This is a genomic window from Sphingobacterium gobiense (assembly GCF_002980575.1).
Classification (GTDB): domain Bacteria; phylum Bacteroidota; class Bacteroidia; order Sphingobacteriales; family Sphingobacteriaceae; genus Sphingobacterium; species Sphingobacterium gobiense.
Map to the genome: position 1 here is coordinate 997,715 of NZ_PVBS01000002.1, position 25,791 is coordinate 1,023,505.

Sequence of the window (25,791 nt, forward strand, 5' to 3'; positions counted from 1 at the left end):
GTTCGATAGTTCGCCAGGGGTTATGGCTAAAAGCCAAAATTGATCCCAAACAAGAACGAGCGTGTACTGGGATAAGCACCTCGGCTGTCTATCCCCAGTGACCGGCCGTTTGCATCTGCGTTTCCTAGTCCCGTATCAGAAATAAAATCAGGATCGCTACCAGAGTAACTTGTAATGGTTGCTAAGTTTTGTCCAGTTAAATAAACACGGAGATTTTTAATTGTTGTTGAAGGTATATTAAAGGTATAGCCAACAGTTATTTCATCAAGTTTCCAATGACTACCGTTTTCTATATAGTAGTCAGAATACATGTAAGTGTCATCAATTTCATCATATTTTGTAAACGCATCTCTTAGGAGATTGCCTGTCCAGACTTTGTTTCCGTAAGTCAAAGCAGTGGTGTTTAATATATCGTATCCGAATTTTCCGCGCATAAATACACGAAAATCAAAGCGTTTATAATTAAAACTGTTGTTCAAGGATAAATAGTACTTTGGAACAGCATTACCTATAGGGGCGAGGTCGGTCATGTCCCTATCTTTCGAGTAATTTATCTGATCGTTACGGACAGCTTCTCCATCCCTATTATAAAATAACCATTTTCCTTCGTCTGTAAAACCTGCGAAGCGTTTTCCCCAAAATTCACCCACTTTTTCACCCTCATAAGTAATGAAGGCATTTCCCAAATCCCCCGCACCGCCAATACTTCCGAAATCCTTATACTCCCGTATATATACATCATTGGAATAGGTATCTAAAACATTTCGCGTTGTGCTAGCTGCCACATCTATATCCCAATTGAAATGCTCTTTTGTAATGGCTTTGTAATTGAAAGCTAACTCTATCCCTTTTGAAGATATCGTTCCTACGTTCGTGTAAATGGATGATTGTATGAATGGTGGTTGAGGAGAGTCATAAGTATCCAATAGATCTACTGTTTTCCTTTGGAACAGATCCAAACTGCCGGATAATCGGTGCGTAAAAAGTGTAAAATCCACACCTAGGTTTACCTCGTGTTTGGTTTCCCAACGTAAATTGGGGTTCGGGTTTCTTGTTGGACCGTATGTTTCTCTATATTGACCATCGGGGTATAGGTATCGGCCTCCACCGCCTAGCGTTACACGAGAGGCATTGTTTGAAAAACCTGAATTACCTGTTACACCATATCCTAATCGCAATTTTAGGTAATTGACAAAAGAAACATTTTCCATGAAGCTTTCCTCAGACATGTTCCAGCCTGCTGATATGGCAGGAAAAGTTCCCCATTTATTATTCGCACCAAAACGGCTTGATCCTTCCCTGCGCACAATTGCCTGAAGTATGTATTTGTCTGCAAAGGAATAGTTAACCCTACCAAAGAACGCTATTAGCGTGTTATCATTTTTAAAGCTACCCATGGTAGCTCTGCCATCGATGAGTGCTTCCCCCTGGCCTAGATTATCTTCATGGAAGAGATCATTGATAAAGCCTCGATTGGAAGCATTCATTCCTTCTTCAATATAGTACCGGTAACTGTATCCGCCGATAGCTGTAAAATTGTGCTGCGTTCCCAGTTGTTTGCTGAACTGAAGCGTCGGTTCGAAAGCATAAGCTTGTGAAAGAAAGTCGCTTTTTGCTGCATAAGCGCCCCCTGGATAATCGGTGTTCTCGAGCGAACTTTCGCTATTTTGAGGAGCGTATTGGCTGTCGTTGTATGCGTTCCGTTGATAAGATCCGAATACTGATCCCTTTAATCCGGGCAGGATATCTAGGTCGGCTTTAAAGTCCGCTGATGTCGTCTGTTGTTTCCTGCGACTTGTCTCCTGCATAAGGCGGGCGTATTGGTTCGTGCTTTGGAGGTCGAAGTAATACGATCCATCATCATTAAAATTAGAGAATGTAGGATTTTTAAACGCCTCACTTTCCCATCCACCGCCCCCGAGCAAATTTGCATTGTTGAAGTTTGTAGCAAGATTCATCATGATATTTAGTCTATCGTTAAGGCCACGTTGATTGATATTTAACCTAGCGCCAAACTCCTGCCTGCCATTCTCCAGCCCAATGCCTTCGAGGTTTCTATAATTAGCGCTTGCCCTGTAGTTTGTTTCGGCAGTTCCACCACTCATTGCCAAGTTATGGTTATGAGAAATATTGTTATGATTGATGATCATATCATAGAAATCGGTGTTGTAACCTCGGTCGGCTACGCTTTCAGGGAGCTCCCCCGAAGCGATTTTTTCTCTGAATTCGCGCGCGGATAAAACGTCAGGTCTTCTTTGCAAGTACTCTTTACGGATATAGTTGTTGTAAGAAAACTGTGCAGGGCCGGCCTTCCCTTTTTTTGTTGTAACGAGGATAACTCCGGCGTTGGCGCTTGAACCATAAATGGCGGCTCCAGAGCCATCCTTTAAAACATCAATAGACAAGATGTCGTCCTGCTGAAGAAGGTCCATGTTTCCACCGGGGATACCGTCAATGACATATAAAGGGCTTGCTGAACCGGCGACCGAAACAACGCCACGTAATTGTACATTAGGACTGGAATTGGGATTTGATCCACTCGTTCTGGTAACCTGCATACCGGCAACTTTTCCCTGTATTAAATCTAATGGGTTACGGGCGCCACTTTGTCTAAATTGGGAAGAGTCTACGTGGGCGACAGCAGAAGTTACCTCACGTTGCTTTAGGTTTCCGTATCCCACCTGAATCACAACTTCTTCGACTTCCGTAAATTGAGATTCCAATAAAATGTCAATGGAAAGCTGACTGTCGATACTTCTCTCCTTGCTTTTGTATCCCATATAAGAGATGATCAGAATATCGGAAGCTGCCGCATTGATTTTAAAGTTTCCTGATTGGTCTGTCTGTACACTAGTACTTTCTCCCTTCAATTGGATAGTGGCTCCCGCCAAAGCATCTTTTGTTTTCGCATCCCTGACAGTTCCTTCAACGACTGTTTGTTGTGCCTGAACACCCGTCCCAAAATACACGGTAACACACAGTAGTAGAACAAACTTTCTGGTCAGAAGGTGGACCTTTTCTTGTTTAAGTTTAGCTATTCTCATAGAGTATATATTTAGTTATCAGTTTATACGGGCCCTAATCGATTGTGATGCACAACTTCTTTTTTGCGTTTATGATGAGGCGTGCACATAGATGGCGACCGTAGTAATGTTTACGAGCGTTTCCAAAAATTGCTTTTAAGTTTAATCGTATGGACGAAGTTATGCGTAGAGCGGTCACGATTTGTTAATGACGGGTTAATGGAGATAAAGATTGGTCATTTTCTTCTTGCGTTAACATTCACTTAACAATTTGGTATATCATCTGCGCATAGTTTTGGGGGTAGATGATGGTGTCTGAGACATCTTTAAACAGAAAAGATCTTATGGGAAACAAACGGATAGTAAAGTGGATTGCCGTGCTTTTTTTTATGATAAGCATTGGTGTATTACATGCCCAAAACAACTGGCGTCATACCGACGATGATCGCAAGGTTGCAGTCGAAGTGGATACGATTAAAAAAAAGGGATTTACCTTGATCTGGATTAACAAGGATAAAGATTTCGATCTCAAACTAAAAAAGCGGTTAATCGACGTTCATTTCGTCAATTATCCAAAATTGGCGAAGAAATACAATCGAAATACGAGAAAAGAAATCACGTTTGTGATCGATCCTGATTATAAAGGTATCGCTGCGACGGCTGGCGGTATTGTACGTTTTAATCCAGCATGGTTTGTAAAGAACCCGCATGATATTGATATTGTAACGCATGAGGTTATGCATATCGTGCAGGATTATCCCGGTGGTAGTGGACCGGGATGGTTGGTGGAAGGTATTGCCGATTACGTGCGATATAAATACGGTGTGGATAACGATGCAGCAAATTGGCGGCTTACCGATTTTAAGGAAGAACATCATTACACGAATAGCTACCGTATTGCTGCGCGCTTTTTGGACTGGATAGAATCTAAGCAAAAAAGAGGGCTGGTCAAGAAATTAGATACAGCGCTACGGGATAAAAAATATACGGAGAATATCTGGATGGAGAATACGGGTAAAACACTGGATCAATTGTGGAGAATGTACAGCACTTCCAATTTAAAATAGTAATTTAGAATAATAAAAGACCACCTGATATGAGAAAATTTTTTTTGTTCGCGCTATGGCTGATCTGTTCTGTTAAACTATACGGGCAGAAAATTCAGAATGTTGAACGTCCCGAAGAGTGGGTAAATACCTTAATGGGGACAGACTCAAAAGTTTCTTTTTCCAATGGGAATACTTACCCGGCGATAGCCGTGCCTTGGGGGATGAATTTTTGGAGCCCGCAGACCGGTAAAATGGGAGACGGTTGGATGTATACTTATGCTGCAGATAAAATCCGCGGCTTTAAACAAACACATCAACCCTCTCCTTGGATGAACGATTACGGACAGTTTTCGGTTATGCCGGGGAGCCATAAACCTGTTATCGACCAAGATCGGCGTGCCAGCTGGTTCTCGCATAAGTCGGAGACTGCCACGCCTTATTATTACAGCGTATATCTAGCGGATGCGGACGTCACAACGGAGATTACCCCTACCGAACGGGCGGCGATGTTTCGTTTTACTTTTTCTGAAAGTGATAGTTCGTTTGTAAGCATTGACGCATTTGATAGGGGGAGCGAAATAAAGGTTTTTCCCGAAGAGAATAAAGTCACAGGTTATTCCAGTCGCTACAGCCGAGGCAAGTACAAAAATTTCAAGAATTATTTTGTGATCTATTTTGATAAGGACATCGAGTTTACGAAAATATGGAAGGACAGTGTCTTTCAACAAACAGCTTTCGTCGAAGCGAAAGGTAATCATACTGGAGCTATCGTTGGATTTAAGACCAAGCGTGGAGAAACCGTGAATATGCGGGTTGCCTCTTCCTTCATCAGCTATGAACAGGCGGAGATTAACCTCGACCGCGAAATAGGAAATAGGGATTTTACGCAGGTGAAACAGCAGGCAAAGGAATTGTGGCATAGCACATTGAGCCGCGTCAAAGTTTCTGGGGGTAGCCATGATCAGCTTAAGACATTTTACTCCTGTCTTTATAGAACTGTGCTATTCCCTAATAAATTATATGAGATTAACGAAAAGAACGAAATCATCCATTGGAGCCCGTATAACGGCGAGGTATTGCCAGGTCGGATGTTTGGTGGAACCGGATTTTGGGATACTTTCAGAGCACTTTATCCTTTCTTAAATCTGGTCTATCCGGAGATCAATGTAGAGATGCAGGAAGGCTTAGCCAATGCATACAAAGAAGGTGGCTGGTTACCGGAATGGAGTAGTCCCGGATATGCCAATATCATGGTCGGGAATAATTCAGCTTCGGTTGTTGCGGATGCCTACATTAAAGGGCTTCGCGGATATGATATCGAGACTTTATACGAAGCCTTGTTAAAAGGCGCAAATAACGAAGGGCCCATGACAGCCGTAGGCAGGGCAGGGGCTCCCTATTATGTTGATTTGGGTTATGTGCCTTATGATGTGGGAATTAATGAAAATGCGGCGCGTACGTTGGAGTACGCTTACGACGATTTTGCAATTTATCAGCTAGCAAAAAAGTTGAAGAAACCAAAGGCAGACTTAGATTTGTATCGTAAGCGTAGTCAAAATTATCGCCATCTGTTTGATTCGTCTACCGGGTTAATGAGAGGAAAGAATAAAGATGGGGCCTTTCAGGCACCCTTCAGCCCATTTAAATGGGGGGATGCTTTTACCGAAGGAAATAGTTGGCATTACTCTTGGTCGGTATTCCACGATATCGAGGGGCTTGCAAGGTTAATGGGTGGTCATAAGGCATTCGTTAATAAACTTGATTCTGTATTTATCCTTCCTCCGATCTTCGATGAAAGTTACTACGGCGGCGTTATCCATGAGATTCGGGAGATGCAAGTGGCAAATATGGGGCAATATGCGCATGGTAACCAGCCGATACAACATATGACTTATCTGTACAATTATGCCGGGGAGCCTTGGAAAACACAGTATTGGGTTCGAGAAACGTTAGATCGGATGTATAAGCCCTATCCTGACGGATATTGTGGCGATGAGGATAATGGACAGACCTCTGCCTGGTATGTGTTTTCTGCCTTAGGGTTCTATCCCGTTTGTCCAGCGACAAATCAATATATTATAGGTGCTCCGCTGTTTGAGAAAGCCAAGATCAGTCTGGCAAATGGAAAGACTGTTTTTATTGTTGCAAAAGGAAACAGCCAGGATAAACGATATATTGGCAGGATGTCGTTAAACGGCAAACATTATACTAAAAACTTCCTTTCGCATGAAGATCTGCTGGAGGGAGCCAAGATGGAGTTTGACATGAGTGCCCAACCGAATAGAAATAGGGGGATAACACAGGACGATTTACCTTATTCGCTTACTTGGGAAATAGCGGCAGAATAGAACGAACAGACAATGAGAATTTTTCCTAACATAATAAGTTGCGTGAGTATAATCTGTGGTTTTTTCGTGCCGTTTACTACTTCTGCGCAAGGACAGTCAGCGCGGTTAGTGGATTATGTAGACCCCATGATCGGTACGGCCAAGATGGGGCATACTTTCCCCGGAGCCACCGTGCCATTCGGTGCTGTGCAATTGAGCCCAGATACTGACACGATTCCCTACGCTGTAAACGGTCGGTACAATGCGGATGTTTATAAATACTGCGCAGGATATCAGTATGATGACCCCACGATAGTCGGCTTCAGTCATACACATTTTAGTGGCACAGGACATGCTGATTTGGGTGATTTTCTGCTGATGCCAACCAGTGGTGAACTCCAGCTGAATCCAGGAACAGCTGATGCACCAGATATGGGGTACCGTTCACGGTATAGCCACGATAACGAATATGCTGCTGCAAATTACTATAAAGTTAAACTGGACGCGCACGACATTACAGCGGAACTAACGAGCAGTAGCCGTGTGGGCTTCCATCGGTATACATTTTCAAAACCTGCGGAAAGTCATATCATTTTGGACCTCATGCACGGCATCTATAATTATGATGGGAAGACTGTTTGGAGTGTAGCGCGGGTATTAAACGATAGCACCGTTGTCGGCTATAGACAGACAAATGGCTGGGCTCGAACCCGGGTTGTTTATTTTGCCATGCGTTTCTCTAAACCTTTCAAGAACTACGGTAGCCGAAACTTTGAAAAAGATCAGGTATATAAAGGATTTTGGCGGAAGTTTGATCAGACTGATAATTTTGCTGATCTTGCCGGAAGTAAGCTTCGGATGCATTTTGATTTTGACGTGGAAGCTGGCGAACAGCTACATGTGAAGTTTGCGTTGTCTCCGGTTAGTATGGATAACGCGCTGGTTAATATGGAGGAAGAAGTTCCACATTGGGACTTTGATAAAATAAAATATGCCGGGCAAGAACGGTGGGAAAAGGAACTTCGCCGCATCGAAGTCAAGATGCCTACGCGGGAAGATTATATCAACTTCTATACGGCCATGTACCACGCGGCATTAATGCCGACAACATATATGGATGTGAATGGAGACTATCGGGGAATTGACCATCAGATACACCGGGCCGAAGGATTTACCAACTATACATCATTTTCACTATGGGATACGTTCAGGGCTTTTCATCCTTACTTGAATTTAGTTAATCCATCCAGAAATGCAGACATGGTGCAGTCGATGATGGCACATTATGAACAGAACGTACTAGGGATACTACCTATTTGGAGCCATTATGCGAATGAAAATTGGTGTATGAGCGGCTATCATAGCGTGTCTGTTATTGCGGACGCAATTATAAAAGGGGCTTATACAGGAGATGCCAATAAAGCGCTGGATGCTTGTGTAGCTACGGCTAACTTCCGTCGCTATGAAGGAATAGGAGAATATATTGATCTGGGGTATGTTCCCGATGAAAAGAATGGTACTTCTGTTTCCAACACGTTGGAGTATGCGTATGACGACTGGTGCATAGCACAACTGGCTAAATACCTAGGCCAAGAGGATATATATGCAACCTTTTCAGCACGTGCCGAAAATTGGCGAAATGTGTTTGATTCCTCCATTGGTTTTATGCGCCCGAAAGATACAACGGGTAAATTCCGGGAGAAGTTTGATGCGCTGGAAACACACGGACAAGGGTTTATCGAAGGCAATACCTGGAACTATAGTCTGTATGTTCCACATAACCCACAGGGGCTAATGGAACTGCTTGGCGGAAAGAAACGCTTGTCAGCTTATTTGGATTCTTTGTTTACTATGTACTTACCGGATAAATTCTTTGAACACACGGAAGATATCACCCGAGAAGGTATTATTGGTAATTACGTACATGGAAATGAACCCGCACATCATGTTGTATATTTATATCAACTCACGGGAGAAAGATGGAAAACACATGAATGGGTTCGGAAAATTCTCCAGGATCAGTACCATAATGGTTATGATGGATTAGGAGGTAACGATGATTGTGGACAAATGAGTGCCTGGTATTTATTCAGCAGTTTGGGTTTTTATCCTGTTGCCCCCGCATCGGATGAATATTGGTTGGGTGCGCCAATCGTCGAGTCGGCTTCTATACACTTGGAAAATGGAAAGGTTTTCCGTGTTGAAGCTATTAATCAAGGTAGTAAGCATATATATGTTCAGGAAGTACTGCTTAATGGTGAACCGTTAAAAGGCTTCACAATTAAGCATAATGATATCATAAACGGCGGACACTTGCAGTTTAAGATGGGCGCTCGGCCGAATAAAAACCTATAAAACACATACTATTCCGGAATACTATAATGATTCATATACCTTACAATGCTATTTGCCCGTCGGTTAATATAAGCTGATGGGCGTTTAGCATCCCACTTTTGCGGACTCGGCAGAATGGCAATAATCAATGCGGCTTCTTTTCTGGTTAAGCTTTTCGCAGATTTATGAAAATAATAATGTGCTGCTGCTTCTGCTCCATATACCCCTTGGCCCATTTCAATGACATTCAGATACACTTCTAGAATGCGCTTTTTACTCCAAAAAGCTTCTATAAGCACCGTGAAATAAGCTTCCAGCCCCTTTCGCAGCCAAGAACGCTCTGGCCATAGAAACACATTTTTAGCAACTTGTTGGCTGATGGTACTGCCGCCTCTCAACGGTTTTCCTGCTTGGTTTCTTTCCATTGCTTTCTGAATGGCTTTTGTGTCGAAGCCGCTATGCGTCAGGAAATAAGCATCTTCGCCCGCGATAGCAGCGCGCTTGAGATTACCCGATATATCCTCATAGCTAAGCCATTTTTTGTCTATCTTCCATTCTTTCCCAACGGCTTTTCGTTCAAAAGCGCGTTTTAACTGGAGATAGGTGAGAGGAGGGTTGATGAAGGTAAGTAGTATGACCCAGGTAATAGTCAGGCCAAAAAAGCCAATAATAAGACGTATCGACCATTTTTTGATCGATGTGCGCCACGTTTTGCGAGGTGTTTTTTTCTTGGTATTTTTTTTTGTCGATGACCGTTTTATTGCCATTTTTTTGCTGGTTCGATAAACAAAACTAGAAGATTTTTTTCAAAATAGCATTCACCTTGTCAAATCACTTCATTTCCCTTATTTTTACGGTTCATTAAAAATCATAAAACCATTGGCAAAGGCGAAGAAGCAGACACCTTTAATGCAGCAGTATAATACAATTAAGGCGAAATATCCTGGGGCGTTATTGCTGTTTCGTGTAGGTGATTTTTACGAAACTTTCGGAGAAGACGCTGTTAAAGCAGCGGGAATCTTGGGTATTGTATTGACCAAGCGAGGAAATGGAACGGAATCGGAAACAGCGCTAGCCGGTTTTCCGCATCATTCTTTAGAAACTTATTTACCAAAATTGGTGCGGGCTGGACAGCGTGTTGCTATTTGTGATCAACTGGAAGACCCCAAACAAACTAAAACTATTGTCAAGCGTGGTGTCACAGAACTCGTAACTCCCGGTGTATCCTACAACGATAACATCGTACAGCAAAAAGCCAATAATTATTTGGCATCGATTTTTAATGATAAAGGACAGTATGGAGTCGCTTTTCTGGATATATCCACGGGGGAGTTTCTTGTAGCTCAAGGCAGTGCTAACTATATAGATAAACTTTTACAGGGATTTAAACCGACTGAAATTATCCTCCCTAAAAAACAATATAAAGATTTTTCGGAGCAATTTGGTAGCCGATACTACACCTATACATTAGATGAATGGCCTTATACTGGGGATTACGCGACGGAGACTTTGTTAAAACATTTTGAGGTTAAATCCATGAAAGGGTTCGGTATTGACCGGATGCCGCTAGGTATTTTATCTGCCGGCGTTGCCTTGCACTATCTCAATGAAACTGAACACCGCAATCTACAACATATATCAAATATTTCTCGTATCGAGGAGGACAACCATATGTGGTTGGATCGTTTCACAATACGTAATTTAGAACTTATTGGTTCTGCCAATGAAAATGCTGCGACGCTAGTTGATATACTTGATGAAACGGCCTCACCGATGGGAGCGCGCTTGTTGAAACGTTGGATGGTGATGCCGTTGAAAGACTTGAAATCGATAAACGAACGGTTAAACGTGGTGGCGTATTTTTATAACGACCGCGAACTAAGGGATGAACTGATAAAGGAAATAAAGCAGGTCGGTGACTTGGAGCGTTTGATTTCCAAAATTGGTCTACAGAAGGCGAACCCTCGTGAAATAACACAGTTAAAGCGGGCTTTATATGTCGTAGAAAAGCTCAAAGCCTTGACGAATCAAGAAGCCTCCGACGCATTGCGTATCATTTCGGAACAACTGGAGGTTTGCGAGGTTATCCGGGATAAAATGGAACAAACCTTGCAGACTGAGCCTCCGGTAGCACTAAACAAGGGAAATGTGATTGCAGATGGCGTAAATGAAGAACTAGATAAGCTGCGTAAGGTTGCTTTTGGCGGAAAAGATTATCTTTTGGAGATTCAACGTCGGGAGTCAGAAGCTACCGGCATACCTTCTTTGAAGATAGCGTTCAACAATGTGTTTGGCTATTATTTAGAGGTGACGAACACACACAAAGACAAGGTGCCGACATCATGGGTCCGCAAACAGACACTCGTAAACGCCGAGCGTTATATTACAGAAGAGTTAAAAGAATATGAAGAGCAGATATTAGGAGCAGAGGAGAAAATACAGGCTATTGAGAATCGAATTTATGCAGAACTCTTGCTCGATATCGTTGCCTATATCAAACCCATTCAAAGGAATGCACAACTAATTGCAAAATTGGATGTGTTGTTGAATTTTGCGTTGATCGCCGAGAAAAATTATTACGTTAAACCGGTGCTTACTGAAGGAAAAGTACTTGATATTAAAGGAGGCCGGCATCCTGTTATTGAAAAGCATCTGCCAATAGGCGAAGATTATATTACAAATGACACGTTGTTGGATCCCGAAACGCAACAAATCATCATCATTACGGGGCCCAATATGGCTGGTAAGTCAGCATTATTGCGTCAAACAGGTCTCCTGGTATTAATGGCACAAATAGGTTGTTTCGTGCCCGCAAAAGAAGCTTCCATCGGTTTAGTGGATAAGATCTTCACACGGGTTGGTGCGTCGGATAACCTTTCTTCCGGCGAATCTACGTTCATGGTGGAAATGAATGAAACCGCTAGTATTATGAATAACCTGTCTGATCGATCGTTGATATTACTGGATGAAATTGGACGGGGAACAAGCACGTACGACGGAATATCCATCGCATGGGCCATTGCGGAGTTTCTCCATAATCATCCTGTTGCACGTGCCAAGACACTCTTTGCAACCCATTACCACGAACTTAATGAGCTCACAAATTCTATGTCGCGTATCAAGAATTTTAACGTGAGCGTCAAGGAGATGAATAATAAGGTGATTTTCCTGCGGAAACTTATCCCAGGTGGATCGGAGCATAGCTTTGGTATCCACGTCGCGAAATTAGCCGGGATGCCGCCGAAGTTAATCGGACGCGCCAATGAAATTCTGAAGCGCTTGGAGCAAGAGCGTACAGGGGGAGAACAGATTAAAGATAGCATGCGCAAAATACAAAAGCAGGCTTATCAATTACAGATGTTTGCCATCGATGATCCTGTTTTGGAAAAAATAAGGGATATGTTGAATAATCTGGATGTAAATACCTTGACTCCGGTGGAGGCGCTGATGAAATTGGATGAAATACAGCGGTTATTAAAGAATTAATCTTCAACTTTTTTTCCGTAAAAAAGTTGGCAAAACCGACCAACGGGAGCTCATGAACACAAAAAACAAACACTTGTTCATAAACCTCGCCGCTTCGAATGTTTTACATTCGGGATAGTACTAAGAATTAGTTTGTACAGTTGTAAAACATTTGATGCGTCCCAATGCCCCGCACTTATCCCGCATCGAGAATAGTTCGGATGCGGCATTTTAATGTTAAGGGTGGGGTGGTGCAATTGTGTCTCCGAACCTTAATGCGACCGCGGTATATTGAAGGTTTGTCTAGAATCTGAAAAATAATTGCAAGCTTCCGTAATTTGGTTGTGCCGAAGTGAGGAGATTGCTGTCCCAGTTGTACGGAACGAAATGATAAGCTGCTTCCAATCCAATATAGGTTTTTCCTGCAAGATGTCGCATAGCGGATAGCGCCAAGCTGCTACGCATCGTATTGATATAGAAATGACGAACAGATCTTGTTTCGTAATAGTCATAACCATCATCGTAGTAGCCTTCATTGACTTCTGAAAGCCCTGTCGTTGCCATTTCCCAGAATAGACCCGCTTTAGGGGCTACAATAACCTTGTCGTTGTCGAAAATCTTATAGCCTATGGTCCCCCCGATGCCAAGACTTGCCATTGATCGAATAACTTCTACCTCATCGTATAACCTATATTCTACCTCCCTGTCGTTGCTGTTGATGCGTACCTTTACTCCTGCCTCAAATAAAAAAGGGTTGGAGAGCCTAGAAGAAAAGAAGACGCCCAGTGTGGGACTTGTTTTAAAGACAGGATCAGATCCTGTTAATGGGAATTCTGCTCCAGCATAAACGCTCACACCATGACGGTATTTACCGTAATAACTGTCAGACGTGGGCTCTGGTTTATTTTTACTGCCTGATTGGGGAGCGGATCCACCATGGGCCTGATAAAATTCTTCGATATGATCGGAAAACAAAAGCGCAATTTTTTCTTCTTGTTCGGTCAAGTTGTAAGATTGCGAATTTAACAATGCCAGCGCTTTCAGTTTAATGAGCGAGTCAATAGGGTGTCTTAGCGGAACGAAATCAAAATCGGCTTTGTTGTTTTGGTATATTTGTGCAAACTTTTCTTCAATAGAATAGTCCCAGCGCATCACCAATACCTCCTGATAGTTTTTTGCTAAATAATCAGCGATGATGTTTCCTGTTGTTTTTTTCTCGATCAAAAAGCGGAGGATACGAAGGCGTTGTGTAAACTCGTTTTCGCCGCATGTGCTTTGGATGGTATTTAGAACCGGCTCTAGTCGTTCAAAATCATTTTTATGGAAAATGTCAACCAGTTTGTCCAAGGCTACTTTTGTTACCTGTTCGCAATCCTGCCATCTTCTGGATATATGGTGTTCTTCCCCATAACTATGCATGGGAAGGGAAGAAAGCTGTATAAACAGAAGAAATGTTAAAAATTTAGCCATGGTGCAACAAATCGCCAACAAGGTAAATAAATTCTACTTTTTTCCCTCAAAAAAAGTAACAAAAAACCGAACGTAGTGAGCTCATGAATACTAAAATGAACACGAATTCATAAATCGTCGCTTTGGATATTTGAGAGGTTTGTAGTGCAAAAAGGATAGTTCTACAAACCTCAAATATCCAGATGCGACCTCAAAGGTTAAGGAGGATGGTGCGATTGTACTGTCCTACCCTTGATATTAAAATGCCGCATCCGAACTATTCTCGATGCGGGATAAGTGCGGGGCATTGGGACGCATCAAATGTTTTACAACTGTACAAATTCATTCTTAGTACTATCCCCAATGTAAAACATTCGAAGCGGCGAGTTTTGCTCCACTTTTGCGGACAAAAGTGGAAACAAAGGATTACCTTTGCGTATGCGTTCCATTTTTCGTTTTAAACAGTTTGAGGTAGATCAGGGTAATTGTGCGATGAAAATCAACACGGATGGTGTGCTGTTAGGCGGGGCAACTTGTTTCCCGGAAGCGGAGCGCATATTGGATATTGGCACAGGCACTGGTGTGATTGCCCTTATGCTGGCGCAAAGCCACCCCCGTGCTCATGTGGATGCGGTCGAAATTGATGAGAATGCTTATCAGCAAGCTAAAATAAACTTTCAAAATTCAGATTTTGCGAAGCGCTTGCAGGCGTTTCCCGGTTCGTTTGCTGAGATGCAGCCGCAATACCTATATGATTTGATTGTGTCTAATCCACCTTTTTATACGAATTCATTACATAATCCAGATGCGCGAAAACGCCTAGCGAAACACACGGATATATTATTTTTTAAGCGATTGTTGTCATTCGTGTCATATTATCTAACTGATAATGGACAATTTAGGTTGATTATTCCGACTGTGTTGGCAGACGAAGAAATTGCTCCCATACTTTCTGACTATCAATTGCATGTGCAGCACGAAATGAGGATATCTTCTTTTTCGGGGGAGTTGCCGATGAGGAAAATATGGGGTATTGGGAAGAAAGTAGTACCTTTAGAGATACACGATTTTGCTATTTATGCGGAAAAAGGAACTTATTCTGCTCAATATAGCGCATTATTGAAACCTTATTTTTTAGCGTTCTGACATGACAAAGATTGGACTGATATCGGATACCCATGGTTTTCTAGATGACGCTGTTTTCAAATATTTTGACCTATGTGATGAGATCTGGCATGCCGGGGATTTCGGGTCAGTGGCTATAATAGATTCCCTAGCGGCTTTTAAGCCTTTCAAGGGCGTGTGGGGTAATATTGATGGAAAGGATGTACGTGCAGTATGTCCAGAGCATCAACGTTTTTATTGTGAACAGGTAGATGTATGGATGACACATATCGGAGGCTATCCGGGACGTTACGCGATGCAGATGAAACCTGAAATCGTCATTCATCCACCAAAGCTTTTTATCTGTGGACATTCCCATATCTTAAAGGTGCAATTTGATCCTAAATTGGGTTTGTTGCATCTCAATCCCGGTGCCGCAGGTAAACAAGGATGGCAGAAGGTTCGTACGTTAATGCGTTTCGATATTAACAGTGATAAGATAGAGAACCTGGAAGTGATTGAATTGGGAATACGATAATAGCAGCTGCTTACAGGCTATCCCTAACCTCGACTAAGAATTTCTTTAATCGTTCCAGCGAATCAATAACGCGTTGGTTCTCTTTTACTTCGTTTTTATTGGAACGGATATAATCTCTCGCGCCTTGTAACGTGTAACCTTTGTCTTTGACAAGATTGAATATGATCTTTAGGTTGGCGATGTCGTCTTGTGTGAAAAGCCGATTTCCCTTTTTATTTTTCTTTGGTTGTATAATATCAAACTCCCGTTCATAAAAACGTATCTGTGACGCGTTCACACCAAACATGGCCGTCACTTCACCCATAGTATAGTAGAGCTTATTTATTTCACGTTCTTTATACGGCATATCTTCCGAGAATTTGTAACCTAAACAAATATACAATCTATGGTTGGATTTTAAAAATAGGTTTTTGAAAGCTATGTTGATGTTGTAAATTGATATCTTTGGATATGCATATACTTACATGGACAATAGGTAGACAAGAGATTATTATCGTATCTATTTTGGTATTTATATTGATTTTTTTTGGTATTGTTTTTAGTCGTTTGTTGAAGAAGAAGTAATCCGTACCTTTGTTCATAGAATAGAAAATTAGAGACTATGAGTACACAAAAAGGGCCTATTTCGCAATTTATTGAGAAAAACTACCTGCACTTCAATGCAGCTGCCATGGTAGATGCGGCTAAAGGATACGAGACACACCTATTGGAGGGTGGAAAGATGTTGATCTCGTTGGGCGGTGCTATGAGCACAGCTGAGTTGGGGATTTCATTGGCGGAAATGATTCGTCAGGACAAAGTCCACATCATTTCTTGTACTGGTGCGAACTTAGAAGAAGATGTGATGAATCTGGTGGCCCATTCACATTATAAACGCGTGCCGAATTATCGTGATTTAACACCCGAACAGGAACGTGAATTGCTAGACCAGCATTACAACCGGGTAACGGATACCTGTATTCCGGAAGAGGAAGCTTTCCGTCGTTTACAGAAGCATTTGGAAGATGTTTGGCATACTGCAGAAGGGAAAGGTGAACGCTATCTACCCCATGAGTTTCTATACCAAGTAGTGAATTCGGGTGTATTGGAACAATACTACGAAATTGATCCCAAGAACTCTTGGATTGTGGCAGCGGCAGAGAAAAACCTCCCTATTGTATGTCCAGGATGGGAAGATTCGACAACTGGAAATATCTTTGCTTCGAATGTGATTAAAGGTAACTTGAAGGCCAGCACAGTAAAGTCGGGTATTGAATATATGATCTATTTAACAGAGTGGTATCGCGAAAATTCGAGTGGAAAAGGTGTGGGATTCTTTCAAATTGGCGGCGGTATATCGGGTGATTTTCCTATTTGCGTAGTGCCAATGATGTACCAGGACCTGGAATGGGAAGATGTACCTTTTTGGTCTTATTTCTGCCAGATTTCGGATTCCACGACTTCTTACGGTTCGTATTCGGGTGCTGTACCTAATGAGAAAATTACTTGGGGTAAATTGGATATAGACACGCCGAAGTTTGTGGTAGAGTCTGATGCTACTATTGTTGCGCCATTGATTTTCTCTTATATTTTAGGACATTAATCTTTCTTCCCTTCCTCTCCTTATGAGCCATCTAAGAACAAATAACCCGGTAGCCTTGCAAACTCTTATGTCAGAAACGCTGTTTGGAAAAGGGGAGCAGGAGGGAAGCTTGTCGTCTCCGATTGAAAATGTATCTGAAGAAGCAACGACAAGAGAGACGGAGGAATTTATTTATCAAGGTGATAAATCTACGGGTGTATTATTTATCTTACGTTACCCTGACTACCCGTATTTTTCACCGCAGGCGGAAGAGGCTTTCTTAAAAACCTTGGGCGCGCTTAATCTGTCGTTTGAAAATGTGGCGGTCGTTAACTTAGCGAATTCGCACAATCCCAATGATTTTAAGCGGATCATGCAATTTTTTCAACCGACTAAAATTACCTTGCTTGGCGTAGAACCTATCTCACTCAAACTGCCCGAAATTGCGCACAACGCGTACATGAAGGGCAAGATTGCAACAGTGTTCAATACGTTTAGTTTTGAGGAAATGTTTGCAGATGTGCACAAGAAAAGGCTGTTCTGGAATGAATTCAAGACATTTATTGTATCGTAAACATGGAGTTAGTATTTGCAACGAATAATACCCATAAGCTTGAAGAAGTTCAAGCGATTGTTGGGGATATATTTACTATAAAATCTTTAGCGGATATCGGTTGTTCGGACGATATTCCAGAAACCGGCGTGACCTTTGAAGAGAATGCCAAACAGAAAACAGACTATCTTTTCCGTAAGTATAGTTTGGATTGTTTCGGAGACGACTCGGGATTGGAGATAGATGCGCTCAATAAAGAACCTGGTGTCTATTCCGCACGTTATTCCGGTTCACGTGATATGGAAAAAAACATCGATTTGGTGCTAGCCAAATTAGGCGATAACCCGAGCCGAACTGCCCGTTTTCGAACGGTCATTTCCCTTTTTCTAAATAAACAACAACATTTCTTTGAAGGTGTTATCGAAGGAGATATCATTCCGGAACGTCGGGGGGCGGGAGGTTTTGGTTACGACCCTATTTTTATCCCCCAAGGGTATGACAGAACGTTTGCGGAAATGACAGCCGAAGAGAAAAATCAAATTAGTCATCGGGCGATTGCGGTAGGAAAGTTAGCTGCTTTCTTGAAAGAAGATAATGTTGACTAGGAGATGAGGCACCTCAACAACCCGTTGCGGTACCTCATTGATCTAACGATGCCCCTCATGTGCGTGTCGAGGTAGCGATATGTGTGCTCTACAGCCCTCAAGGAAGCATCGAGGGCCGGCTTACATCTTTTGTTGTCCCTCGACACCGGCTAGAGCCCCCTCGACACGATGTATCAGTACCTCTACATGTTATATCGGTACCTCTATGTAACCTATTCCCCCCTCAACACGATGGTGTCATACCTCAATAACGCTTTGAGCAACGGCAAAGCCTTATTGTCGTCCTTCAACGTCATGTTGATGCCCCTCATAAGCTCCGACACGGAGGACATATAAACGTCGAGGTCCCTCTTGCTGTCATTGACGTCCCTCGATGTGATGTTGAGGTCCCTCAGCAACGTATTGAGGAACCTCAACAAGGAAAAGAGGTCCTTCGTCAGAATAAAGAGGGGGCTCAATGAGGCCAAGAAGTTCCTCATCATGATATTGAGGTAGCTCATATCGTGTTGAACGAATGTGTGCGCTCACGATTGTCATGATTGTTATTCGGTGTCAGGTGCATTTTCTTCCTTCGTCGGTTCCGCAGGCTCGACTTCCTTCTCCGCCACCTTTTTTTCATTTGCTGCGGCTTTAGAAGCTTCTTTTTCTCCTGTAGTTATCGGAGCTTCCTCCTCTTGAAGAGCCGGTACTTCGTCTTCCTCTTCCGGAGTTACCTTTTCTTCCACACTTTCTACCATATCATCGGTATTTTCAAAGGAGTTTTCATCCGCAGCGTTTTCAGTAGAAGCTGCTGGTTTTTCGACCTCCCGCTTCCGGTTCATCATGTCTTCTTTCGATTTTGGCCTGTCCTGTGGTCGCCAGATGAATCCTGGTAAGACTTCGTTTTCCTGCGTCACCTGCTTAAAAGGATAAAGCTTTTGATCTACTTTCCGTATCGTGATGTAGTCAATGATTTTTTTACCCTCCATCTTGATTTTGATACGGGCGCCGCGGTCATGGAACATCTCCGTTATCCGATGGGTTTTGTCGTTCGTGGCAAAGCTTAAATTCTCCGCATTTCCGTCTACATACATCCGGTCAATAGAATTATTAGCAAAGAAAGCTGTAATCTTACGGCCTTTAAGTTGATTGAACTTCACTGTATCCAATACGGCGTTGACCATAAATGCATTGTTGATCAACAATGCATTATCCATTCGCTGGTTTTGGATCTGCATGTAAATCGTATCCGAAGAAATCTGTGATCCTTCGGCCCATATCATGGGGCGTCCCATAAAACGGAACATGGAATCTGCCATGCCATAGTATACCGAATCGGCAACCGCCTGCAAATCAGATTTGAACATCCGGACATTATAGTAAGCTTTAACAATCCGTGTTCGGGCGGTGTCTAGATAAGCTTCATTCGTGGTATCTCTGAAGGTTGTATCCGGGGTCTGTGCGCTAGCTATCGCCTGATTGATGAGGCTGTCTGCGGTTGCTTCTTCGGGCATGGTGGCTTGCTGTCGTAATATCGAATCCTGCGCCATGCTTCGCGCGATATCTGCCCGCGCTGTCTCCTTGATAGCCGCTTTTTTGGTGGAATCAACCAGTGTTGCTTTCTTGATGTCCGCCGGCTTCGCTATGGCTAACTTCTCCTCAACTTTTTTTGCCACGACGGTCTCCACGCTGTCCGTTTTCAGCCGGTTAATCGATGCGCTATCGATAGGTATACTGTCTATTGCCCCCTCGGCAGAAATGCTATCTATGGAGACGCTATCGATTGCTGTTTTAACAGCGTCGGAAAGTTGTGTTAGATTATCCGTTTCTATGCCACTATCCTCGGATCCGTAGTCGTCCTCGTCTCCGTAATCAATATCCTCATCGGTCTCTATTTCTCCGCCACTCCGATCTAGCTTAAAGTCTAGCGCCTTGTAATCGCGTAGCATAATCATGCGGGAATAGAGGGTGTCGGCCGTCATATACACCGAATCTACCTTAGCTGTGTCCCGGGGCAGTGTTGTTTGTGTAGAATCTGTTGCGGTGATAATTTCTTTGTCGGCAACGATATCGTCCTCTTCGATTTGCACGATTACAGTGTCCTCCTTCGTTTCCATTAGATCGGATTCAAGGGAATCTACCGAAGCCATTTCCGAACTATCGGCAGGTACAGAACTGGTAGAATCGTTCTCCACCACCATCGTGATCAAGGGCTTGTCTGTCATGGTAATAGACTCATCCGCTTGATCATATAGACCGTAGCCACCGTAGGCATAGAATTTATCCAGGGTATCGACAAATACGACGTTCCGATATGCTTTTCCTACACCCCTAGCACGATCATAGTAAAGACTATCGCCCTTTAAAAAACGTGTTCCTTCGGTATATAAGTTGTTTTTGTTGAAGTTGGCGATACCTTTTTCTGTATTGTAATTACCTTTTTCGGTGTATAGATTCTCTCCGCTATTTCCTTTGATGTTTGTCGGTCCAAAGAAATAGGTCATGCGTTGATCGGAATTGTAACGCATCGTATCGGTATAGATCTTAACATCGGGCGTGCGCACCACGACTTTATTGCGAAAATAGGCATCTTGCGTGTTTTCGAAGTAGTAGGCATTTCGGGAGGTAATGGTATCACCTTTGGAAATAATTCTTCCACCTCCGGTGTAGTTGCCTATTTTGTCACGCATTTTATAGATGAGATGATTGGTTGTCAATACCGAATTCGCATCGACCATGCGAACATTATTCGTTAACGTTGCAATTTGTGGGGAGGCATCATAGTGCAGGCGATCGGAATAGATAATTGTCCCGGACGGTTGGGTAATAACTACATTTCCAAACGCTTCAAAGAATTGCCGACCAACCTCGTCCTCGTAGATAATGCCACTATCAGCGGATAACGTATTTCCCTTGTGCGCATAAACAGGCTGAATACTGCTGAACCCCTGTTGATCGATAATCGTACTGTACCTCGAAGAGATTAAACGCAACTCTTCCTGGGCAAACAACGAGGTGAGCCACACGAGGTTTAAGATAAGCGCAAAACAGTATTTCACAGGAGCAAAAATAGGTATTTAAATAGCAAAAATTTGTTAAAGTAGAATTTTCATGTTCTTTTTCCCCGCGAAAAAGAACCAAAAAGCTCGTCGCTTCGAATGTTTTACATTTGGGATAGTACTAAGCATGAATTTGTGCAGTTGTAAAACATTTGATGCGTCCCAATGCCCCGCACTTATCCCGCATCGAGAATAGTTCGGATGCGACATTAGCGTTTAAGAATGGGATAATACAATTGCATGAACCCTCCTTTAACTTTTTAGGTCGCATCAGATATTTGAGGTTTGTAGACACCCATCCTTAGCACGATCCCTTTTTCTCAAATATCTGAAGCGACGAGTTTTTTTGTATACTTTTTTTGCGGAAAAAAAAGTATAAAGAAAAACTTAACTTTGAGCTATGGATTTGGTTCATCGTTTTAAGGGATATCTGCAAGAGACACTGGGTATTAGTGTGGACGATAAAGTGCTGCTAGCGGTTAGTGGCGGGCGGGATTCCATGTTGATGGCCCACCTTTTTTTAACGGCAGGTTATCCTTGTGTGATAGCCCATTGTAATTTCCATTTGCGGGAAGTGGATGCTGACTTGGATGAACAGTTGGTAAAAGAATTTGCTGAACAACATAAAGTACCTTTTTTTGTACGGCATTTTCAAACAAATGATTACGCAGAACAATACGGCCTATCCACCCAAATGGCGGCACGTGAGCTGCGCTATGCTTGGTTTGAGGAATTGCGTGTACGGCTAGGAGCCCAATGGATTGCCATTGCCCAACATCAAGATGATCATATTGAAACGGTGTTGCTTAATCTGACACGAGGAACAGGGCTACAAGGTTTACAGGGTATTCTTGCCAAAAGAGAAACCATAATTAGGCCCTTACTCTTTTTATCATCGGCAGAGATTACAGATTGTGTACAGCAATTACAGATTCCGTTTCGGGACGATCTGTCTAATTTCTCTACGAAGTATGCACGAAACAAAGTACGCTTGGAGATTATCCCCAAATTCCGGGAAATTAGTCCTGAATTTGATGATATTATGTGTGAGAATATCGTTCATTTTCAGGAAGCGTATGATTTGCTCCAATCATTTATTGTACCTATCCGAAAGGCGTTATTTATTCCCGTAGGTAGTTTAGTCCGAATTAGCAAATCAAAATTGGAACCCCATCTTCATCGACTTCCTTTATTATTTGAACTGTTCAAGCCGTACGGTTTTTCCAAGAATGTTTTAGCGGATATGCGGAAACATTGGAATGGAGAACCAGGTAAAATATTTTGCTCCGCGCAATATGAGCTGTTATTGGATAGGGAAGATATCTGGCTGAAAGTACAAAAGGGAAAACAGGACTCTCCGCTTATTGAAATCCATGTGGACACTGTCGTATTTTCTTTTGTTGATAGGCAGTTCGAAGCTTCGATAGAAGAGGATACGTCACTACGCCGAGCAGAAAATGTTCTACAGGTGGATTTTGAAAAATTACAGTTTCCTTTGATATTACGTTTGTGGGAAGAGGGTGATTATTTTTACCCGCTGGGTATGGAGGGCAAACGTAAAAAAGTAAGTGACTACTTTATCCAGAAGAAAATTGGACGATACGAGAAGAATACGATTCCTATCTTAATCAACGGAAATGGTGATGTGCTATGGATCGTCAATTATCGTGCAGATAATCGGTACAAGATAATGAAAAGTACAAAAAAAGTCTTTACTTTAGTTTGTAAATAAAAGCTATGAACGGACATTATCTTTTTCAGGAAAAGCAATATTTAGGACGGGATGCTACGTGGATTAGTGTGCGGATGATTTTGGCTTTGTTTTGTTTTGTGGCGTATTATTTAAATATAGAAAATCTGCCGTCGCGACAATTGTTCTTCATCGTGGGGACAAGTGTTATTGTAATCTCGGTCATCATGATTTACATGGTGCATTATAAAACAACAGTAGAAGGGAAGTTTTTGATTCTGAGTGGTCTGTGGTCGTCTAAGCTAGTTAAAATTGATCTATACAATATAGCGAAAATAGAATTAAAACCGTATAGCACGTTTATTTTTAATAATCCGGTTTATAATTTGCATAAAGGAGGGAAAATCCGTTTTTATTCTGGTGGGAAAGATGCTGTTTGGTTGACGGATAAAGAAGGCTTGACCTATATTATTGGTTCACACAAAGCCGAAGAACTAGCTCGCGCGGTTGTGGAAGCGAAACGAAGGTTAAATACTTAAATTTTGTTAAGGGTTTTGATGCTGACATTCTGTTGACGGTGGAAAAGGAATTAAATTAGTAAATTTGAGGAAAACGTTAGAAAAGCATGGAATTACTTAAAATACTCGCTATAATTTTGCTGGTCTTTTATGGATTGAAATACTTGTTCCGCTTGCTGATGCCTTTTGCGTTGCGTAAAATAATGGAACGTCTAATGAATAAAGCGCAACAGCAACAGTCTGCAGGAGGGGGGAACGGGACATATTCTTATACTACCGGAGGAAATCCCTTCGAACAATTTAAGCAACAAACACCACCTAAAAATGAGGGAGAGGTACGTGTAGATTACGTGCCACAAGATGAAGCTAAATTAAAGAAAGGTACACAGACTGCTGGGGAATTTATCGATTTCGAAGAGATTAAATGATCGGTTTGCTATCCCACTCTTTTATTTTTGATTTTACAAAATGTGGTTGAAGCAACTCGCTGTTTTCAATTTTAAGAATTATACGGAATCATCTTTGGAATTTTTGCCACAGATAAATGCTTTCGCTGGCGCAAATGGAGCAGGAAAAACCAATTTACTTGATGCTATCCATTATCTCGCTTTATGTAAGTCTTATTTCAATCCGATAGACTCCCAGCATATAAAAAAAGGCTTTGACTGGTTCATGGTGCAAGGTGAGTTCGAGCGCAATCAGGTACCCGATATTATTTCTTGCAGCTTAAAGAGAAATCAGAAAAAGCAATTTAAGCGTAATAAAAAGGATTATCAACGTCTTGCAGATCATATCGGTTTATTCCCATTGGTCATGATTTCCCCTAATGATGCTGTTATCGTGACGGAAGGAAGTGAGGAACGTCGTAAATTCATGGATAATGTTATTTCCCAAACCGATAATCATTATTTAGATATTCTTATTCAATACAACAAAGTTCTTTTGCAGCGCAATGTATTGCTTAAACAGGTGAAGGAAAAAGGGATATTGGATCTTGGATTATTGGATATCCTGAACCTCCAGCTAGCCGAAGTAGGCGAGCGGATATTCGCAAAACGAATACAGTTTATGGCCGATTTTCTTCCCGAATTTGAACGGTACTATGCGTTCTTAACAGAAGGAGCAGAGGAGGTTTCATTAGTTTACGAGTCTCCATTGATGGGGACAGATTTTGCAACGCTGCTACGCGATAGTTTGGATAAAGACCGTGTATTAGAGCGAACTTCGCAAGGAATACATAAAGATGACCTTTTATTTACCATTCATGACAATATGGTATTAAAGAAATTCGGTTCACAAGGTCAACAAAAGTCATTTTTAATTGCCCTTAAATTAGCGCAATATAGTTTCCTTAGAAATAACAAGACATGCAAGCCAATACTGTTGTTGGATGATATTTTTGACAAGTTGGACGACAACCGCACGAAAAAACTAATGCAGCTTGTTTCAGAAGACGAGTTTGGACAGATTTTCATTACAGATACGGACGCAGAAAGAATAAAAGAGATTTTCGATGAAATAGCGCAGCCAATTCGTATTTTTGAGGTGAAAGGGGGAACTATAGATGTACAAGAAGAAGCTGGATGAAATTCCAACAAAAGACGACGTAGGCATTAAAGAGGTTATCGAAAAATGGATTGAAACGTATCGCCTACGCTCCAAATACGATGAGTCGTCGATAGTCAATGCATGGCCAGATATTATCGGAAAGGCCATTGCGAATCGCACGCAGCAGATTTATATTCGCGATAAAAAACTCTTTGTTAAGGTAGAATCAGCAGTGATTAAAAATGAGTTGGCCTTGATGCGCCGTCAAATTATCGGGCGTGTGAATGAATATGTAGGGCACGTGGTTGTGGAAGAGTTTTTCATTTTATAGATACGCTTCGAGAACACCTTTTCCTTCTCTCACAACCTCAAATTCACCTGATGTTACGTCAACTACAGTAGATGCTATATTGTCGCCATATCCGCCGTCAATTACGAGGTCGACCAGCTCCTCATATTTCTCATGAATGAGCTCCGGGTCCGTGGAATATTCGATGATATCATCTTCATCACGAATGGAAGAGGTAACGATCGGATTACCTAACTCTTTAACAATTTCTCTAACAATATTGTTGTCAGGGATACGGATACCCACTGTTTTCTTTTTGGTGCTTAGCAGTTTGGGGACTTGGCCGCTGGCATTAAAAATAAACGTAAACGGGCCGGGTAGTGCTTTTTTTAACACGCGAAACACGGCGGTATCAAAGGGTTTAGTATATTGTGAAATGTCGGTCAAATCATAGCATATAAAAGATAGGTTAGACTTTTCTGGTTTAAGTCCTCTTATTTTACAGACGCGTTCGATAGCTTTCTGGTTCGTGATATCACAGCCTATACCGTATACGGTATCCGTAGGATATATAATGACCCCGCCTTTTCTAAGGATATCTACCGCCTGTTCGATAAATTTTGGATTGGGGTTTTCTTCGTATATTCTGACTAACATACCATAATAACAACATAGAGACGCAAAAGGTTGCGCCTCTAAC

At 42.1% G+C, this 25,791-nt stretch carries 21 protein-coding genes; 14 read left to right on the forward strand and 7 right to left on the reverse strand.

Annotated elements, in window-relative coordinates; all coding sequences use genetic code 11:
• Nucleotides 1-26: 26 nt before the first annotated feature.
• Nucleotides 27-3,044, reverse strand: a complete 3,018-nt coding sequence (locus C5749_RS12865) for a SusC/RagA family TonB-linked outer membrane protein (protein WP_105726572.1) — start codon at nt 3,042-3,044, stop codon at nt 27-29.
• Between the two features lie 323 nt (nt 3,045-3,367).
• Between C5749_RS12865 and C5749_RS12870 the strand changes: the two genes are divergently transcribed.
• Genes C5749_RS12870 through C5749_RS12880 form a run of 3 tightly spaced genes read left to right on the forward strand, consistent with a single transcriptional unit; the run spans nt 3,368 to nt 8,754 of the window.
• A complete protein-coding gene (locus C5749_RS12870) occupies nt 3,368-4,090 on the forward strand; it encodes a basic secretory protein-like protein (protein WP_105727044.1) in 723 nt (240 codons plus the stop codon).
• 29 nt (nt 4,091-4,119) lie between these two features.
• Nucleotides 4,120-6,420 (forward strand): GH92 family glycosyl hydrolase, encoded by a 2,301-nt coding sequence (locus tag C5749_RS12875; RefSeq protein WP_105726573.1) that lies wholly within the window; start codon nt 4,120-4,122, stop codon nt 6,418-6,420.
• A gap of 12 nt (nt 6,421-6,432) precedes the next feature.
• The gene (locus C5749_RS12880; protein ID WP_105726574.1) at nt 6,433-8,754 is read left to right on the forward strand and encodes a GH92 family glycosyl hydrolase; all 2,322 of its coding nucleotides are present in this window, start codon (nt 6,433-6,435) and stop codon (nt 8,752-8,754) included.
• 8 nt (nt 8,755-8,762) lie between these two features.
• Here the strand turns inward: C5749_RS12880 and mtgA are convergent, their stop codons facing one another.
• On the reverse strand, nt 8,763-9,500 hold the full coding sequence (gene mtgA, locus C5749_RS12885) for a monofunctional biosynthetic peptidoglycan transglycosylase (RefSeq protein ID WP_105726575.1): 738 nt from the start codon (nt 9,498-9,500) through the stop codon (nt 8,763-8,765).
• Between the two features lie 112 nt (nt 9,501-9,612).
• On the opposite strand from mtgA, the gene mutS reads away from it, so the two are divergent.
• Nucleotides 9,613-12,219 (forward strand): DNA mismatch repair protein MutS, encoded by a 2,607-nt coding sequence (gene mutS, locus C5749_RS12890; RefSeq protein WP_105726576.1) that lies wholly within the window; start codon nt 9,613-9,615, stop codon nt 12,217-12,219.
• Between the two features lie 282 nt (nt 12,220-12,501).
• On the opposite strand, the gene C5749_RS12895 is transcribed toward mutS, so the two are convergent.
• Entirely contained in the window at nt 12,502-13,668 is a 1,167-nt protein-coding gene (locus C5749_RS12895; RefSeq protein ID WP_105726577.1) for a hypothetical protein, read from the reverse strand.
• Nucleotides 13,669-14,085: 417 nt separating this feature from the next.
• On the opposite strand from C5749_RS12895, the gene C5749_RS12900 reads away from it, so the two are divergent.
• Both C5749_RS12900 and C5749_RS12905 read left to right on the forward strand, forming a co-directional pair.
• Entirely contained in the window at nt 14,086-14,793 is a 708-nt protein-coding gene (locus C5749_RS12900) for a tRNA1(Val) (adenine(37)-N6)-methyltransferase (protein WP_105726578.1), read from the forward strand.
• A gap of 1 nt (nt 14,794) precedes the next feature.
• A complete protein-coding gene (locus C5749_RS12905; protein ID WP_105726579.1) occupies nt 14,795-15,289 on the forward strand; it encodes a metallophosphoesterase family protein in 495 nt (164 codons plus the stop codon).
• A 10-nt stretch (nt 15,290-15,299) separates the two neighbouring features.
• Here the strand turns inward: C5749_RS12905 and C5749_RS12910 are convergent, their stop codons facing one another.
• On the reverse strand, nt 15,300-15,635 hold the full coding sequence (locus tag C5749_RS12910; protein WP_105714930.1) for a MerR family transcriptional regulator: 336 nt from the start codon (nt 15,633-15,635) through the stop codon (nt 15,300-15,302).
• A gap of 255 nt (nt 15,636-15,890) precedes the next feature.
• Between C5749_RS12910 and C5749_RS12920 the strand changes: the two genes are divergently transcribed.
• The 3 genes from C5749_RS12920 to rdgB all read left to right on the forward strand — a co-directional run bounded on the left by C5749_RS12920 (nt 15,891) and on the right by rdgB (nt 18,008).
• Nucleotides 15,891-16,871 carry a deoxyhypusine synthase family protein gene (locus tag C5749_RS12920; RefSeq protein WP_105726581.1) on the forward strand — a complete coding sequence of 327 codons (981 nt, stop codon included), beginning with the start codon at nt 15,891-15,893 and terminating at the stop codon, nt 16,869-16,871.
• A gap of 67 nt (nt 16,872-16,938) precedes the next feature.
• On the forward strand, nt 16,939-17,424 hold the full coding sequence (locus C5749_RS12925) for a hypothetical protein (protein ID WP_245893773.1): 486 nt from the start codon (nt 16,939-16,941) through the stop codon (nt 17,422-17,424).
• A gap of 2 nt (nt 17,425-17,426) precedes the next feature.
• A complete protein-coding gene (gene rdgB / locus C5749_RS12930) occupies nt 17,427-18,008 on the forward strand; it encodes an RdgB/HAM1 family non-canonical purine NTP pyrophosphatase (RefSeq protein WP_105726583.1) in 582 nt (193 codons plus the stop codon).
• Between the two features lie 212 nt (nt 18,009-18,220).
• Here rdgB and C5749_RS12935 read toward each other — a convergent pair whose 3' ends face one another.
• Together C5749_RS12935 and C5749_RS12940 are read right to left on the reverse strand one after the other, a co-directional pair.
• Complete coding sequence (locus C5749_RS12935) at nt 18,221-18,508, reverse strand: hypothetical protein (RefSeq protein ID WP_146113752.1); 288 nt, start codon at nt 18,506-18,508, stop codon at nt 18,221-18,223.
• A gap of 42 nt (nt 18,509-18,550) precedes the next feature.
• Nucleotides 18,551-21,046, reverse strand: coding sequence for an OstA-like protein (locus tag C5749_RS12940; protein WP_245893775.1), 2,496 nt, complete (start codon nt 21,044-21,046; stop codon nt 18,551-18,553).
• A gap of 400 nt (nt 21,047-21,446) precedes the next feature.
• On the opposite strand from C5749_RS12940, the gene tilS reads away from it, so the two are divergent.
• From tilS to C5749_RS12965, 5 genes are all read left to right on the forward strand, one after another.
• A complete protein-coding gene (gene tilS / locus C5749_RS12945; protein WP_105726585.1) occupies nt 21,447-22,778 on the forward strand; it encodes a tRNA lysidine(34) synthetase TilS in 1,332 nt (443 codons plus the stop codon).
• 5 nt (nt 22,779-22,783) lie between these two features.
• Complete coding sequence (locus C5749_RS12950; protein ID WP_105726586.1) at nt 22,784-23,275, forward strand: hypothetical protein; 492 nt, start codon at nt 22,784-22,786, stop codon at nt 23,273-23,275.
• 86 nt (nt 23,276-23,361) lie between these two features.
• Nucleotides 23,362-23,682, forward strand: a complete 321-nt coding sequence (locus C5749_RS12955) for a DUF4834 family protein (protein ID WP_105726587.1) — start codon at nt 23,362-23,364, stop codon at nt 23,680-23,682.
• A gap of 40 nt (nt 23,683-23,722) precedes the next feature.
• Nucleotides 23,723-24,841, forward strand: coding sequence for a DNA replication/repair protein RecF (recF, locus tag C5749_RS12960; RefSeq protein ID WP_105726588.1), 1,119 nt, complete (start codon nt 23,723-23,725; stop codon nt 24,839-24,841).
• A complete protein-coding gene (locus tag C5749_RS12965; RefSeq protein ID WP_105726589.1) occupies nt 24,819-25,133 on the forward strand; it encodes a DciA family protein in 315 nt (104 codons plus the stop codon). Before recF ends, C5749_RS12965 begins: the two co-directional genes overlap by 23 nt.
• On the opposite strand, the gene C5749_RS12970 is transcribed toward C5749_RS12965, so the two are convergent.
• A complete protein-coding gene (locus C5749_RS12970; protein WP_105726590.1) occupies nt 25,128-25,748 on the reverse strand; it encodes an L-threonylcarbamoyladenylate synthase in 621 nt (206 codons plus the stop codon). The genes C5749_RS12965 and C5749_RS12970 overlap by 6 nt on opposite strands.
• Between the last annotated feature and the right edge of the window lie 43 nt (nt 25,749-25,791).

Bases quoted from the DNA above. Each gene is read 5' to 3' on its own strand.
- C5749_RS12865 (WP_105726572.1), bottom strand. From the start codon at position 3,044: ATGAGAATAGCTAAACTTAAACAAGAAAAGGTCCACCTTCTGACCAGA.
- C5749_RS12870 (WP_105727044.1), top strand. From the start codon at position 3,368: ATGGGAAACAAACGGATAGTAAAGTGGATTGCCGTGCTTTTTTTTATG.
- C5749_RS12875 (WP_105726573.1), top strand. From the start codon at position 4,120: ATGAGAAAATTTTTTTTGTTCGCGCTATGGCTGATCTGTTCTGTTAAA.
- C5749_RS12880 (WP_105726574.1), top strand. From the start codon at position 6,433: ATGAGAATTTTTCCTAACATAATAAGTTGCGTGAGTATAATCTGTGGT.
- mtgA (WP_105726575.1), bottom strand. From the start codon at position 9,500: ATGGCAATAAAACGGTCATCGACAAAAAAAAATACCAAGAAAAAAACA.
- C5749_RS12895 (WP_105726577.1), bottom strand. From the start codon at position 13,668: ATGGCTAAATTTTTAACATTTCTTCTGTTTATACAGCTTTCTTCCCTT.
- C5749_RS12900 (WP_105726578.1), top strand. From the start codon at position 14,086: ATGCGTTCCATTTTTCGTTTTAAACAGTTTGAGGTAGATCAGGGTAAT.
- C5749_RS12905 (WP_105726579.1), top strand. From the start codon at position 14,795: ATGACAAAGATTGGACTGATATCGGATACCCATGGTTTTCTAGATGAC.
- C5749_RS12910 (WP_105714930.1), bottom strand. From the start codon at position 15,635: ATGCCGTATAAAGAACGTGAAATAAATAAGCTCTACTATACTATGGGT.
- C5749_RS12920 (WP_105726581.1), top strand. From the start codon at position 15,891: ATGAGTACACAAAAAGGGCCTATTTCGCAATTTATTGAGAAAAACTAC.
- C5749_RS12925 (WP_245893773.1), top strand. From the start codon at position 16,939: ATGTCAGAAACGCTGTTTGGAAAAGGGGAGCAGGAGGGAAGCTTGTCG.
- rdgB (WP_105726583.1), top strand. From the start codon at position 17,427: ATGGAGTTAGTATTTGCAACGAATAATACCCATAAGCTTGAAGAAGTT.
- C5749_RS12935 (WP_146113752.1), bottom strand. From the start codon at position 18,508: ATGAGCTACCTCAATATCATGATGAGGAACTTCTTGGCCTCATTGAGC.
- tilS (WP_105726585.1), top strand. From the start codon at position 21,447: ATGGATTTGGTTCATCGTTTTAAGGGATATCTGCAAGAGACACTGGGT.
- C5749_RS12950 (WP_105726586.1), top strand. From the start codon at position 22,784: ATGAACGGACATTATCTTTTTCAGGAAAAGCAATATTTAGGACGGGAT.
- C5749_RS12955 (WP_105726587.1), top strand. From the start codon at position 23,362: ATGGAATTACTTAAAATACTCGCTATAATTTTGCTGGTCTTTTATGGA.
- recF (WP_105726588.1), top strand. From the start codon at position 23,723: ATGTGGTTGAAGCAACTCGCTGTTTTCAATTTTAAGAATTATACGGAA.
- C5749_RS12965 (WP_105726589.1), top strand. From the start codon at position 24,819: ATGTACAAGAAGAAGCTGGATGAAATTCCAACAAAAGACGACGTAGGC.
- C5749_RS12970 (WP_105726590.1), bottom strand. From the start codon at position 25,748: ATGTTAGTCAGAATATACGAAGAAAACCCCAATCCAAAATTTATCGAA.